The 15012-nt window shown below is 34.7% G+C and carries 11 protein-coding genes; 9 read left to right on the forward strand and 2 right to left on the reverse strand.

Going from position 1 to position 15012, the window contains the following annotated elements:
- Window positions 1-260: 260 nt before the first annotated feature.
- Entirely contained in the window at window positions 261-1139 is an 879-nt protein-coding gene (locus tag ASC72_RS22160) for an AraC family transcriptional regulator (RefSeq protein WP_056196151.1), read from the reverse strand.
- Between the two features lie 322 nt (window positions 1140-1461).
- Between ASC72_RS22160 and ASC72_RS22165 the strand changes: the two genes are divergently transcribed.
- The 9 genes from ASC72_RS22165 (at window position 1462) to ASC72_RS22205 (ending at window position 13874) form a co-directional block, all read left to right on the forward strand.
- Window positions 1462-2580 (forward strand): glycoside hydrolase family 26 protein, encoded by a 1119-nt coding sequence (locus ASC72_RS22165; protein ID WP_056196435.1) that lies wholly within the window; start codon window positions 1462-1464, stop codon window positions 2578-2580.
- 36 nt (window positions 2581-2616) lie between these two features.
- Complete coding sequence (locus tag ASC72_RS22170) at window positions 2617-4008, forward strand: MFS transporter (protein ID WP_056196154.1); 1392 nt, start codon at window positions 2617-2619, stop codon at window positions 4006-4008.
- A 28-nt stretch (window positions 4009-4036) separates the two neighbouring features.
- The gene (locus ASC72_RS22175) at window positions 4037-5227 is read left to right on the forward strand and encodes a glycosidase (protein WP_056196156.1); all 1191 of its coding nucleotides are present in this window, start codon (window positions 4037-4039) and stop codon (window positions 5225-5227) included.
- Window positions 5228-5233: 6 nt separating this feature from the next.
- Window positions 5234-6421 carry an AGE family epimerase/isomerase gene (locus tag ASC72_RS22180; protein WP_241775776.1) on the forward strand — a complete coding sequence of 396 codons (1188 nt, stop codon included), beginning with the start codon at window positions 5234-5236 and terminating at the stop codon, window positions 6419-6421.
- Window positions 6422-6468: 47 nt separating this feature from the next.
- Window positions 6469-7026, forward strand: coding sequence for a hypothetical protein (locus ASC72_RS22185; protein ID WP_131725847.1), 558 nt, complete (start codon window positions 6469-6471; stop codon window positions 7024-7026).
- A gap of 4 nt (window positions 7027-7030) precedes the next feature.
- A complete protein-coding gene (locus tag ASC72_RS22190) occupies window positions 7031-8278 on the forward strand; it encodes a glycoside hydrolase family 26 protein (RefSeq protein ID WP_056196165.1) in 1248 nt (415 codons plus the stop codon).
- 433 nt (window positions 8279-8711) lie between these two features.
- A complete protein-coding gene (locus tag ASC72_RS22195; protein WP_056196168.1) occupies window positions 8712-10436 on the forward strand; it encodes a hypothetical protein in 1725 nt (574 codons plus the stop codon).
- A gap of 24 nt (window positions 10437-10460) precedes the next feature.
- A complete protein-coding gene (locus ASC72_RS22200) occupies window positions 10461-11756 on the forward strand; it encodes a cellulase family glycosylhydrolase (RefSeq protein WP_056196170.1) in 1296 nt (431 codons plus the stop codon).
- A gap of 138 nt (window positions 11757-11894) precedes the next feature.
- Entirely contained in the window at window positions 11895-13874 is a 1980-nt protein-coding gene (locus tag ASC72_RS22205) for a glycoside hydrolase family 97 protein (RefSeq protein WP_056196173.1), read from the forward strand.
- A gap of 54 nt (window positions 13875-13928) precedes the next feature.
- Here the strand turns inward: ASC72_RS22205 and ASC72_RS22210 are convergent, their stop codons facing one another.
- Window positions 13929-14885, reverse strand: coding sequence for an aldo/keto reductase (locus ASC72_RS22210; RefSeq protein ID WP_056196177.1), 957 nt, complete (start codon window positions 14883-14885; stop codon window positions 13929-13931).
- Window positions 14886-15012 lie beyond the last annotated feature (127 nt).

Here is a 15012-nt window from a genome sequence, read left to right on the forward strand (position 1 = left end):
CGTGTGATTTATTTTCTAAATTATTTAACAAATCTATAACAGAAGAAAACATTAAATCGATAGTATTATATCATTTAATGATAATATTTTTACTATATCTTCTTAAAAAAACATATATGAAAATAAAAATAATAAAAAATTGCATTTTTCGCAATCACACTCCCCTAGATCAATACAAATTATAAATAAAAATTAACGAATCACTGAAAAAGCAAACGATTTCGTTAAAAATAATATTTGTTTGTGCAAAAAAAGTATCATTACAAAATGCGCTTTAATCCAGAAAAATCTTCTCTATATTGGCTAGGTGTACAATTTTTAATAGCCTTAAAGCTACGATTGAAGTTGGCAATATTATTAAAGCCTGATTTAAATGCAACTTCTGAAACACTCATATCCTTTTCAACAAGCCAGCGCGCTGCATATCCAATCCGAATATCATTAATATAATTCACAAAAGTTTTTCCGGTACGTTTTTTAATAAATCTATTAAAAGAAATTATCGACATGCTGGCAACATTGGCCACACCTTCTAACGTAATTTTTTCAGCAAAATGTTTTTGCACATACTCGTAAACTAATTTCATTTTATCATAGTCATCAAACGTATCATAGTCGACTGTGTAAGTTGAAAGCAATCGTTGATTTCTTGAATTAGCCAGATCATATAATAAGGAAGTAATTTCCAAAAAATAATCCATACCATCTAATTTAGAAAGTCTTACAAGTCTTGGAGTCAATTCTTCAGCCACTTTTTTAGAAAATAAAATACCATGAATGGAACGATTGAACATATCCCGAATCGGATTCATAATTCGTCTGGACAAAAAAGACTCATGGAACAAATCGTTATGAAACTGAATCGTAATTTCGTGAATTTTTTTACTGGTACATTTACTTAATTCCCAACCGTGATATAAATTTGGGCCAATTAAAACCAATTCAACACTATCGATTTCTTCAATATTATCTCCAACAACACGCTTCACTCCTTTTCCATTTAGAATAAAATTGATTTCAAATTCCGGATGATAATGAACCGGAAAATCAAAACTATCTTTAACTCTATCGAAAACTAAAAAACTGTCTCCAGCCGAAAGCGGAGCAATTTCTCTGTAAAAATTTTTAGCACTACTCATCTTTAAAAGGTATTTATTTTAACAACTCGTGATTTTTTATTTGCAATAATATGATATATAATTGATAAAATAATATTAATTACGCGATAAACATCCGATTATCTTTGAAAAATAGAATTATCATTTTTACAAAAAGTATATTGATAATAAACATTAATCATTTTTAATATAATAACTTTTTAAAGTTTTAATAATTTTAATTGATAAACAATATTAATTTAAAGATTGAAAAAGTGACAGTTTTATAATACATTTATCAATTGTTACTTTTACACTTATATACGAAAAAACAACTATACTTCTAATGAAAAAAAATATACAAATGCTAATAATAACAATACTTATAGGGACTTCATGTTCTTCTAAAGCAATTGTTACTAATACTAATTTGTCACTTTCAGATAAAAAAGCGACATCTGAAACTATTTCTCTTTACAAAAAACTAAATCAATTAGCCCAAAAAGGTTATTTATTTGGGCATCAGGACGACCTTGCCTATGGAGTAAACTGGAAATACGAAAAGGACAGAAGTGATATAAAAGATGTCGTTGGAGATTATCCGGCTGTGTATGGCTGGGATCTGGCAGGCCTGGAAAAAGACAGTTCCAACAATATAGATGGAATTCCCTTTACAAAAATGAAGCAATACATAGAAGAAAGTCATGAAAGAGGCGGAATTACAACCATAAGCTGGCATTTTGACAACCCTGCAACCGGAAAAAGTGCTTGGGATAGTACTCCAAATGCTGCAAAAACAGTTTTGCCGGGTGGAGAAAACCATCAAAAATTCACTCTTTGGCTAGACAAAGCAGCAAACTATCTTTTATCCTTAAAAGATAAAAAAGGAAAAAACATTCCAATTCTTTTTAGACCTTATCATGAACTTACCGGAGGCTGGTTTTGGTGGGGAAAAGGAAATTGTACTCCCGAAGAGTTTAAAACTTTATGGAAATTCACTATTGATTACCTTCAGAAAAAAGGCGTTCATAATTTAATTTATGTCTACAACACCAGCAGTTTTAACTCAAAAGAAGATTTTTTAGCCCATTATCCGGGTGACAATTATGCTGATGTTTTAAGCTTCGATTCGTATCAAAATAATAATGATAAAGAAGGCAAAAAGTTTATTGAAGAAGTTCAGAATCAACTTAAAATAGTAAACGAAATCGGGATTGAAAAACACAAATTAATCGCTGTCGCAGAAGCGGGTTACGAAGCAATTCCAGACCCAAAATGGTGGACAGGCACTTTATCAAAAGCTATTGGTGATTACAAGATATCTTATATTTTATTGTGGAGAAATCATGGCTGGCAGGAAAAAGAACAAAAAATGCATTATTACGTTCCATATACTGGACAAATAAGTGAAAAAGATTTTGTCGATTTTTATAATCTCGACAAAACCTTATTTGAAAAAGATATTCAGAAAGCATTAAAATAATAACCAACTCAAATTACAACCTTTAAAAAGAACCCAATGCACGACAAAATTAGTTTAAAAGAAAAAGTAGGTTATGGTCTTGGAGACGCTGCGTCATCCATGTTCTGGAAAATTTTCAGTATGTATCTGCTCTTTTTCTATACCGACGTTTTCGGATTGGCACCTGCTGTTGTAGGAACCATGTTTTTAATCACCAGAATCTGGGATTCCTGCTTTGATCCAATTGTTGGAATCATTGCCGACAGAACCAAAAGCAAATGGGGAAAATTCAGACCTTATTTATTGTGGGTTGCCGTGCCTTTTGCCGTTATTGGAGTTTTAACTTTTTACACCCCTGATTTTGATGAAAAAGGAAAAATAATTTATGCTTACGTAACGTATTCGGCAATGATGATGATTTATTCGCTTATCAACGTACCGTATGCATCCCTTTTGGGCGTAATGTCGTCTGACCGAAAAGAGAGAAATACCTTATCTTCTTACCGAATGGTTTTTGCATTTGGAGGAAGTCTTTTAGCACTTTGGTTAATTGAGCCTCTGGTAAATTATTTCGGCGGAAGCCTAAACTCTAAATCAGGCTGGTTGACAACAATTGCCGTTTTTGGAGTGATTACAACTGCTTTTTTCTGGGGTTGTTTTTTCTTCACAAAAGAAAGAGTGAAACCAATTTCTGATGAACAGTCCAACTTAAAAGAAGATTTAAAAGACTTATTAAAAAATAAACCATGGTGGATTTTGCTGGGAGCCGGAATTGGCGCCTTAGTTTTCAATTCTATCCGTGATGGAGCTGCCGTTTATTACTTTAAATATTATGTAAGCAGTAGTATCAACTTTGATTTCAATTTATTCGGAACAGATTTCCACATGACACCAACTTCCATTTATTTGGTTTTGGGTCAGGCTGCCAATATCATCGGCGTTATTATCGCAACACCAATTGCTAATAAAGTCGGGAAGAAGAAAACCTTTTTTGGAGCCATGGCTTTAGCCGCCATTTTGAGTTTAGTGTTCTATTTCTTCGGAAAAGAAGATATTCTCCTAATCCTGAGTTTTCAGGTTTTAATCAGCATTTGCGCAGGTTGCATTTTCCCATTAATCTGGTCCATGTATGCTGACAGCGCCGATTATTCAGAATGGAAACAAGGCCGTAGAGCCACAGGATTAGTATTCTCTGCTTCATCCATGTCACAAAAATTTGGCTGGACCATTGGAGGAGCCGGAGCAGGATGGCTTTTAGGATATTATGGTTTTCAGGCTAATGTCGAACAAACGGCCGTTGCTCAAAACGGAATTCAATTAATGTTAAGCATACTTCCTGCAATTGCAGCTTTTATATCAGTCGCTTTTATTTTGTTTTATCCTTTATCTGAAGAAAAACTGCAAACCATAGAACAAGATTTAAACGAAAAAAGAGACCAGACCATTTAAAATTATACAGATACAGAAATCGATTAATATGACAACAATAGCCACTTCCACTACATTTCAGGATAGAAAAGTAGCATTAGAGAAAGAACATAAAACCCTTATAGAGCAAAAAAATGCTCCTGAAGAAAATGCTGGAAACGGCATATACCAACGCTATAAAAAACCAGTAGTTACAGCGGCTCACGTGCCATTGAACTGGCGTTTTGATTTGAATGAAAAAACAAATCCATTTTTGCAGGAACGAATCGGAATGAACGCCGCTTTTAACGCCGGTGCCATGAAATGGAACGGTAAATATTTATTAGCTGTTCGTGTTGAAGGAATTGACAGAAAATCCTTTTTCGCTATTGCTGAAAGTCCAAATGGGGTCGATAATTTCAAGTTTTGGGAGAAACCATGCGTCATTCCACAAACTGCAGAACCGGATACCAACGTTTACGATATGCGTTTGATCAATCATGAAGACGGCTGGGTTTATGGCATTTTTTGTACGGAAAGAAAAGATCCGAAAGCACCAAAAGGCGATACAAGTTCGGCTGTAGCCAATGCGGGAATTGTGCGTACAAAAGATTTAGTGAATTGGGAAAGGCTTCCTGATTTGATTTCAAACACCGGACAACAACGAAATGTCGTTTTGCATCCGGAATTTGTAAACGGAAAATACGCTTTATATACCCGTCCGCAAGATGGATTTATTGATGTTGGAGCTGGTGGCGGAATCGGTTTAGGTTATGTGGATGACATGACAAATCCGGTTGTAAAAGAGGAGAAAATTATTTTCGGAAAACAGTATCATACTATTTATGAATTAAAAAATGGTCTTGGCCCTGCTCCGATCAAAACCGAAAAAGGCTGGCTGCATTTGGCACACGGCGTTCGTAATACCGCTGCAGGTTTACGTTACACACTTTATATGTTCATGACTGATTTGAACGATATTACAAAAGTAACACACGTTCCTGCCGGTCATTTTATGGGACCTGAAGACATTGAAAGAGTTGGCGATGTATCGAATGTGCTGTTCTCTAACGGGTGGATTGAAGATAACGACGGAACAGTTTATATATATTATGCTTCATCAGATACGAGAATGCATGTTGCGGTTTCATCAGTTGCAAAACTAGTTGACTATGTTATGAACGCTCCGGCAGATACTTTTATTTCTGCAGGATCTGTGAAAACCATCATCAGTCAAATTGAAAAAAATAACGCAATTTAATTTATCGTGTCAAAACTAAAGCAACTCAAATCTGAATTAACTGCCGAACTTGATGCTATCCTGAAGTATTGGTCAAAAAATACAATTGACAATCAAAATGGAGGTTTTATTGGTCAGATTGATTTTAACGATCATCTGATTGCTACTGCCGAAAAGGGTTCTGTTTTGAATGCCCGAATTTTATGGTCGTTTTCTGCCAGTTATCAGGTTACTAAAAATGAAGAACATAAAAAAATGGCGACGAGAGCTTTTGACTTTCTTTCAAAATATTTTTATGATGCAGAGTTTGGAGGTCTGTTTTGGAGTATAAATGCTGATAAAACGCCAAAAGACACTAAAAATCAGATTTACGCTTTGGCTTTTGCTATTTATGGATTAACAGAATATTATGCTATTTCTAAAGAGGAAAAAGCTTTAGAAATGGCTATAAACTTATATTTACAAATACAACAACATAGCTACGACCCTGTAAACGGAGGCTATCTGGAAGCTTTTACTCGGGAGTGGAAACCTATGGCCGATTTGCGTCTTAGTGATAAGGATGCCAACGAAAAGAAAACGATGAATACGCATTTGCATATTGCTGAAGCATATGCAAATTTGTTTAAAGTCTGGAAAGACAAAAAACTCCAAAATGTTATTGTTGAATTATTAGCAACAATCGAAGAGCGTTTTATCAATACTGAAACAGGGCATTTAAGATTGTTTTTTAATGAAGAATGGATCGAAAAACCGGATGTAATCTCCTATGGACATGATATCGAAGCAGCCTGGCTTTTACTACAATGTGCCGAAATTTCAGAAGATGAAACTCTAATTGCCAATTATAAAAAACATGCCATTCAAATAGCCGAAGTTACTCAGGAAGGCTTAGATACTGACGGCGGATTATGGTATGAATTAAATCCAAAAAACAACGAGTTAATCGCTGAAAAACATTGGTGGGTTCAGGCCGAAGCTTTAATTGGATTTTATAATGCGTATCAATTAACCGCTGACGAAAAGTATGTAGACCTTGTTTTGAAAAACTGGAATTTCATCAAAAGATACATTTTAGACCAACAAAATGGCGAATGGTTTTGGGGAATTAACCGCGATTATTCTTTGATTGAAAAAGACAAAGCCGGTTTTTGGAAATGTCCTTATCATAACAGTCGCGCATGTTTAGAACTAATTCTGAGAATAAAGGACTAAACTTCTCCACAACAAAAAACAAATTATTGTATTTAAAAATTTTGATTATGAAACAACTCTTATTTTTTAGTTTATTATTTCTAACTACAATAACAAACGCCCAAACCAATCTGGTCAAAAACGGTGGATTTGAAACCGAATTAATCAATTGGCGCGGTGATGTTGCGACAATTTCTCCTTATGATAAAAAAACAGGGAAAAACGGCGCTGTAATTAATCAATTTGTTGGAAACGAATGGAAGGCAATTGACCAAATAATGACGATTCCTAAAAATACTTATGCTGTAGCGTTTAGTGTCTGGATTAAAACAGAAGGTATTGAAGGCGGAAAAGAAGCCTACAATGCAGGCGCCATGATTGCTGAATTTACAAATAATTCCGAAAAGCAAATCAGTTCAGACGCAATTGCACAAGTAAAAGGATCTAATCCCTGGACAAACTACAAAAAAACAATTAAGACGCCTGCTGCTGCGCAAAAAATAAGAATAATGCTGGCTTTGGCACAGACAAGCGGTTCTATTTATTTTGATGATGTAAAAGCTGTTGCTTTATCTGAAGAAGAATATTCTAAATTAAACCCGGTTACAGCAAATCCAGAAAATTAAAAAAATGAAAACAACATTTCTCAAAATAGCATTTTTAAGTTTGTCGATTTTAACATTGGTGAATTGTTCATCGGATAATGAATCAGGCCCTGAAAAGATCGACCCAAATCCCGTAGACGATACTAAAATAACCGCTCAAAACGTAACAAAATTTATTGTAGATAAAGGTGCCACTGCAGAAACTGTAGCTTTATTTTATAATTTAAAAAAACTAGGTGAATCCAAAGTTGCTATTGGACAACAGGATGCTTTTAATAATTTTTATCAGGATGCGGCAGGAGAATCTGACATTAAGAAAAATACAGGCTTTGATCCAGCCGTTTTAGGTTCTGATTTCATATTTATTACAGATAAAAACAATAATAATCAGGCTGATAACTGGTTTTATCAACAGGAAACAAAAACTATAGCTGATGTGAAACTTGCTTACGCCAAAGGTATTGTAAATACTTTTAGCTGGCATTTAAGAGAACCTAATAATGAAGATTCTTTTTATGCATCTGATATGACATCGACACAAAAAAACACTGCTTTTAAAAGTATTTTACCTGGCGGAGCAAATCACGAATGGTACAAGAAAAAACTGGATAAAGTGGCCAGCGTATTTTTAAATCTAAAAGGTTCAAAAGGAGAATTGATTCCGATAATCTTCAGGCCTTTTCATGAATTTGACGGAAGCTGGTTTTGGTGGGGTGCTAATTTTTGTACGCCCGAAGAATACAAAACTGCCTATAAATTTACAGTTGACTATTTAAAAAACACAAAAGGTGTTCATAATGTTTTGTATGCGTTTTCGCCGGATAACTCTTATTCGACAGCCGAATCTTATTTAAGCCGATATCCCGGAGATGCCTATGTTGATGTTTTAGGAATGGACAATTACGGCGACTTCAACAATCAAGGCCTTACTGGTGCCAAAAATGCCAATTTAAAATTAAAACTGATATCGACTTTAGCTTATACCAAAGTTAAAATTGCGGCATTGACCGAAACAGGATACCAGGTTACAGCAACAACTCCGCCTATTACAGATTGGTTTTCTAATTATTTATACACAGCGTTAAATGATCATCCTACACTTGATGTCCCTCTTATTTCAATAAGTTATGTAATGTTTTGGACAAATAGTAAAGAGGCATATTTTGTACCGAATGGTTCTGTATCAAATGCAGCTGATTTTAAAACGTTCACAGAAAAACCAAAATCGGCATTACTGAATTCTTTGCCGAAGATGTATGAATTGCCGAAGTAATTTACTGGGAAATGGCACGCGAATTTGGGCGGATTTATTCTTATTTTTTTGTCATTCCGAGAAACGAGGAATCACACTCGTGAATCGGCAAAGATCGACGAATTTGATTCCGAAATTTCTAGTGTGATTTCTCCTTCGTCTAAATGAAAAATTTGTGAAAAATTGAAAAAAAAAAAACATCTTACAAGCCGTAAACTCCTAGACCTGATAGAAATGGAAATCCTTTTGTATCTGGGTTCGGCACAAAAGATTGAAACGGATAGGAAATAGCCTGCTTTGAATACAAATAGTTATGTTTGGAACATCCGAAAAGACTACTATTACAAATATATCTATTTCAACCAGGTTATTTTCAAAACATTTACAACAAAAAATAAAATCAGCATTAGTAAATTCTTTGCTTAAAAATGCATAAACCATTAAAATAGTCAAGATGAAAAAATTAACTCTTATAGCATTTACAATTATTTTGTTGCAATGCTCCTGCTCAAAATCAGATGAAAACTCCACTGATCAAACTCCAACCCCCGAAGATCCTGTAATAAAAGAACAAATAGATCCTGCTACAGCAAATACTATTGGTTTTTTTCTGGATAATTGGGCAGCTAAAAACTTTACTTCTCCAGCAAGCTTTACAGATGCAACTATTCCTGAAGCAACAAATTCAACTGTAACTGTTGATTATGCTAACGTAATAACAAAAATTCCCTCTTCAATCTACGGAAATAACGCCAATTTATGGTCGGGTAAATTAATTACAAATACGCCTTTAGTAACTGACATCTCAAATCTAAAACCAAATATTATTAGATTTCCTGGCGGAAGCATTAGTGATATCTATTTTTGGAATGCAAACAGTACTCCCTCAACAGCACCTTCAAAATTAATGAAGGCTGATGGAACGGAAGAAAATTCTGGTTTCTGGTTCGGAAAAAATGATGAAGACTGGACCATTTCATTAGATAATTATTATCAGCTTTTACAATCCACGAACAGTAAAGGAATTATTACCATTAACTACGGTTATGCAAGATATGGAACAGGCGCAAATCCTGTTGCAGATGCTGCAAAATTAGCAGCTGACTGGGTAACGTACGACAAGGGAAGAACACAATATTGGGAAATTGGAAATGAAGTTTATGCCGATTGGGAAGCAAGTTACAGAATCAATACAGCCAACAATAAAGATGGACAACCTGAATTATTAAATGGCCAATTATACGCGCAACACTTTAAAATAATTGCCGATGCAATGCGAAAAGCTGCAGCTGCGGTTGGAAATTCAAATATTAAAATTGGTGCCATAATGGTCGAAATCTCCCCTGCAAGTTATCTGCCGGATTGTTATAAAACCTGGAATGACAAACTGCTTAAAAACATTGAAAACAAAGCTGATTATTATGTAATTCATAATTACTATACCAACTACAATACAAATGCCCCTGCAGCTGAAATCTTAGAAACTCCTAAAAAAGTAACGGCCGACATGATGACTTTTTGCAAAAATGCATTGATATCTACCAGTAATGAAATTAAACCTTTTGCTTTAGATGAATGGAATATTTTCTCAATCGGAAGCAAACAGCAAGTATCACACATCAACGGAATGCACGCCGTCTTGATTTTAGGAGAAGTTTTAAAAAACAAAATTGGCCTTGCAGCACGTTGGGATTTAGCAAACGGCTGGGCAAATGGAGATGACCACGGAATGTTTAGCAACGGAGATGAGCCTAATATTCCCAAAGGAAATCCCCGTCCGGCATTTTATCATATGTATTATTTTCAAAAATACATGGGAGATCGTTTAATCGAAGCCAGTAAAGATACCAATGAAAATTACGAAGTATATGCTTCCTCATTTTCTGACGGAAAAATAGGTTTGGCCTTTGTAAATAAAGCAACTACTTCAATAAATATAAAGTTAAAATTGAATAACTTCCTGACAGGTAAAAGAATGTTTTGGTATACTTTAATTGGCGATACTGATAATGGAGAATTCTCAAGAAAAGTAATCATTAACGGAAACGGGCCAACCTTGACAGCAGGCGGACCAACAAATTATGCCACTATTAAGCCTTTTTCTTCCTTGATAACAAATGGAACAAATGTAACCTTACCCGCAAGATCTTCGGTTTTTGTGGTTATTGAAAAAAAATAAATTAAAATTATCAATTTAATAAGAATGAAAAATTCAATTTCAAAATTAGTACTTCTTGCCTTATGTGTGGTAAACTTTAGTTGCCAGGCTCAGGAACAACCAAGAATTACCGTAAAAGGAACGCAATTTTACAAAGGCGATAAACCGTACGCGTACATTGGAACGAATTATTGGTACGGAAGTTTATTGGCGTCGAAAAAAATCGGTGACCGAAAAAGACTTTTACGAGAACTCGATTTAATGCAGAAAAATGGCATTGACAATCTTCGAGTTTTGGTGGGTGGTGACGGCGGAAAATACGATTTTACCGTTCGTCCAGCGTTGCAATATGAGCAAGGAAAATATGATGAAGATTTGCTTGACGGATTGGATTTCCTGATGAATGAAATGCATAAACGTAAAATGTATGCGGTTTTGTACCTGACAAACAACTGGGAATGGTCTGGGGGAATGTCGCAATATTTGGAGTGGAATGGCAAAGGCCCGATTCCGGTTCCGGGAATTGCACCCAATACCTGGCCACAGTTTATGTCCTATACAGAAAAATTTCATAGTTGTGATCCTTGTATGCAGGCTTTAGAAAATCACGTGAAATTTATTATGGGAAGAACAAATGCCTACTCTCATAAAAAATATACGGACGATAATACGATTATGGCGTGGCAAGTTGGAAATGAACCGAGGCTTTTTACAGTTGAAAATGAAGCAAAATTTACGGTTTGGCTCAATAATATTGTGAATTTAATGGACAGTCTGGATAAAAATCATTTGATTTCGACTGGTTCTGAAGGATTGAATAGCTCGAATGATGATATTGGAATTTTTGAGAGAACACATCAAAATCCGAATATTGATTATTTGACGATGCACATCTGGCCGAAAAACTGGGGATGGTTCAAAGCAGATAATCCGGAGAAAACATTACCAACAACACTCGAAAATGCCGGAAAATATATTGACAAACATGTGGCTGTTGCCAATCATTTAAAACGCCCCATTATCATTGAAGAATTTGGTTTAGGGAGAGAAAATGAAAGTTTACTTCCTACCGCATCAGTAGCAAACAGAGATCTTTTCTACAATTATATTTTTGGTCGAGTTGCTCAAAGTGTTAAAAATAATGGCCCGTTGCAGGGAGCCAATTTCTGGGGATTTGGCGGTGAAGGAAAAGCAGTTAATGAAAGTGGAAAATGGAGTCCCGGAGATCCTTTGACGACTGATCCTCCGCAGGAACCACAAGGATTGAATTCGGTTTTTTCTTCGGATAAATCGACTTTGGATATTGTAAAAAAATATAACAACCAACTGAAAAAAAATTAAACCATATAAGTTCATCTAAGAGATTATAAGCTGAACTTTGCTCAATATTAAACTTATATTTTCTAAATCATATAAGCTAACTTTGAGCTATATTTAAATGAACATATATCACTTATATGGTTTAAAAAACATTCCAGTATGAAAAAAATCTTTATTCTTTTTTGTTTCGTTTTTGTAAATCTTTCTTTTTCACAAAAGAAACAAGATTTAATTTTGAAATCTCCTAATGGAAAAATTGAAATTAAAATTTTGGTTAATGATAAAATAAGTTGGACAATTTCACATGAAAAGGATTTGATTTTGACTCCTTCTGAAATGTCTGTGACTTTGGATGAAAATGTTATTTTAGGAAAAGATCCAGTCGTTTTAAATTCAAAAAAAGAAAGTGTTGATAATTCATTTGAATCTCCGTTTTATAAAAAGAAATCGATTCAGAATAAATACAATCAGCTGACTTTAAATTTTAAAAATGATTTCAGTATTGAATATCGGGCTTTTGACGATGGTGTTGCATATCGATTTATAATTAAAAAGAAAAAGGATATTACAGTAAAAAACGAAGAAGTTATTTTGAATTTTGATTCTGATTACAACACTTTGATGCCGTATGTCCGTGATTTAAGAAATCCGAAAGATCCTTATATTTCTTCTTTTGAATCACATTATGAAAACAAGAAAATAAGTGAATTTGCAAAAGATACTTTGGCTTTTTTACCCTTTTTAATTGATTATAAAAATCACAAAAAAGCCGTTTTCCTGGAAGCGAATGTGGAAGATTATCCGGGATTGTTTGTGACGAATAATAAATCAAAATCTGGTTTTGAATCTAGATTTTCAAAATATCCAGTAAAAGAAACCAATGGCGGTTTTAATAACCTCAACAAGTTAATTACGGAACGAGCTGATTATTTGGTTAAAACCAAAGGAACCCGAAATTTTCCGTGGAGAATTATTGTGATCTCTGAAAATGATGCCGAATTAGCCAACAATGATATGGTTCAGAAACTCTCTGAACCATCCAAAATAAAAGACATTTCATGGATCAAACCCGGAAAAGTAGCCTGGGACTGGTGGAACGACTGGAATATCTATAACGTCGATTTTAAAGCCGGAATTAATACGCAAACCTATAAATATTACATTGATTTTGCCTCAAAAAACAAAGTGGAATATGTGGTTTTGGATGAAGGCTGGAGTGTAGAAACCGATATCATGAAACACAATCCGAATGTGGATTTGGAAGCTTTAATCGCCTATGCAAAAGAACGAAACGTTGGCATTATTTTGTGGAGTTCCTGGATGGCATTGAATGAAAATATAGAAGGTATTTTTGAGAATTATTCGAAACTCGGAATCAAAGGATTTAAAGTTGATTTTATTGATCGTGATGATGCTAAAATGGTGAATTCAGTTTATACTATTGCTGAAAAAGCCGCTAAATATAAATTGCTATTGGATTTTCACGGCATGTACAAACCAACCGGCATTCAGAAAACCTATCCAAATATTCTCAATTTTGAAGGTGTAAAAGGACTAGAAAACAATAAATGGACACCAAATGATGATGTTCCGTTATACGATTGTACGATTCCTTTTATCAGAATGATGGCAGGCCCGATGGATTATACACCCGGTGCCATGCGAAATGCTACGAAAACCGAATTCAAACCTAGCAATTCGAATCCTGTAAGTCAGGGAACCAGATGTCATCAATTGGCACTTTACACTATTTTTGAAGCACCTCTGCAAATGATGGCTGATAGTCCCACTGCTTATATGAAGGAACAGGAAAGCACGGATTTTATTGCTAAAATTCCGACCACTTTTGATGAAACAGTTGCCTTAGATGGTGAAGTTGGAAAATTTGTTGCAATCACTCGCAGAAAAGCAAATATCTGGTATTTAGGTGCCATTACCAATTGGGATTCTAGAGAAATTACTATTGATTTTTCTTTTCTTGAAAAAGGTAAAAAATTCCAGGCTGAAATTTTCTCAGATGGGATAAACGCCGATAAATCGGCGGTAGATTATAAAAGAGAAATTATTACAGTTGATTCAACAACGAAATTGAAATATAGATTGGCATCCGGCGGTGGATTGGCGATGATTATAAAATAAAAAATGGGACAAATTGTCCCATTTTTTATTATTTCACATTTCACAAATTACATTTCACAATAAAATCTTTTCAATCGCATTCAACTCATCTGTTGTAAACGCAGTATTTTGCAAACAATCAATATTATTACATAATTGTTTTACAGAGCTTGCGCCAATTAAAACCGAAGTAATTCGTTTGTCTTTTTGCAGCCAGGCCAAAGCCATTTGTGCCAAAGATTGGTTTCTATTTTGAGCAATTTCATTCAGCTGAACTAACTTCTGAATTCTTTCTGCGGTAACTTCATTTTCTTTTAAATGTCCGTTTGGATTGTGCGCTCTTGAGTTCTCCGGAATTCCGTTTAGGTATTTATCGGTTAAAAGTCCTTGTGCCAAAGGCGAAAAAGCAATACACCCTACTCCTTTTTCTTCTAAAACATCCAACAAACCATTTTCAACCCAACGTTCCAACATCGAATATTTCGCCTGATGAATCAAACATGGCGTACCTAATTGTTTTAGAACATCAACCGCAACTCTAGTCTGCTCCGCCGAATAATTACTGATTCCAACATACAATGCTTTTCCGCTTCTTACCGCATAATCTAGAGCCATCATGGTTTCTTCAATCGGAGTTTCAGGATCCGGACGATGCGAATAAAAAATATCAACGTAATCAACTTTCATTCTCTTTAAACTCTGGTCTAAACTCGACAATAAATATTTTCTTGAACCCCAGTCTCCATAAGGACCATCCCACATAGTATAACCGGCTTTGGTCGAAATAATGATTTCATCACGCAAATTTCCCTGAAAATTATGCCACAAAATTTTACCAAAATTGGTTTCCGCAGAACCCGGAACCGGACCGTAATTATTAGCTAAATCAAAATGCGTAATTCCTTTATCAAAAGCTTCAACGGCAATACTTTCGGCATTATCAAAATTATCCACCGATCCGAAGTTATGCCATAATCCCAAAGAAATTTCAGGCAACAATAACCCGCTTTTTCCACATCTGTTATATTTCATTATATTCTTTTAAGGTTGTCGTTTAATAGATTTTAAAGGTAAAAAAAAGTAATAAATAAAGCTGTATTTTTTTAATCTCGCGAAGACGCGATCCCGAGGCTTCGGGAGCAAAGTTTTTTTTGAATTT

The organism is Flavobacterium sp. Root420 (assembly GCF_001427905.1).
Taxonomy (GTDB): domain Bacteria; phylum Bacteroidota; class Bacteroidia; order Flavobacteriales; family Flavobacteriaceae; genus Flavobacterium.

Bases quoted from the DNA above. Each gene is read 5' to 3' on its own strand.
- ASC72_RS22165 (WP_056196435.1), top strand. From the start codon at position 1,462: ATGCTAATAATAACAATACTTATAGGGACTTCATGTTCTTCTAAAGCA.
- ASC72_RS22170 (WP_056196154.1), top strand. From the start codon at position 2,617: ATGCACGACAAAATTAGTTTAAAAGAAAAAGTAGGTTATGGTCTTGGA.
- ASC72_RS22210 (WP_056196177.1), bottom strand. From the start codon at position 14,885: ATGAAATATAACAGATGTGGAAAAAGCGGGTTATTGTTGCCTGAAATT.
- ASC72_RS22160 (WP_056196151.1), bottom strand. From the start codon at position 1,139: ATGAGTAGTGCTAAAAATTTTTACAGAGAAATTGCTCCGCTTTCGGCT.
- ASC72_RS22195 (WP_056196168.1), top strand. From the start codon at position 8,712: ATGAAAAAATTAACTCTTATAGCATTTACAATTATTTTGTTGCAATGC.
- ASC72_RS22200 (WP_056196170.1), top strand. From the start codon at position 10,461: ATGAAAAATTCAATTTCAAAATTAGTACTTCTTGCCTTATGTGTGGTA.
- ASC72_RS22190 (WP_056196165.1), top strand. From the start codon at position 7,031: ATGAAAACAACATTTCTCAAAATAGCATTTTTAAGTTTGTCGATTTTA.
- ASC72_RS22175 (WP_056196156.1), top strand. From the start codon at position 4,037: ATGACAACAATAGCCACTTCCACTACATTTCAGGATAGAAAAGTAGCA.
- ASC72_RS22205 (WP_056196173.1), top strand. From the start codon at position 11,895: ATGAAAAAAATCTTTATTCTTTTTTGTTTCGTTTTTGTAAATCTTTCT.
- ASC72_RS22185 (WP_131725847.1), top strand. From the start codon at position 6,469: ATGAAACAACTCTTATTTTTTAGTTTATTATTTCTAACTACAATAACA.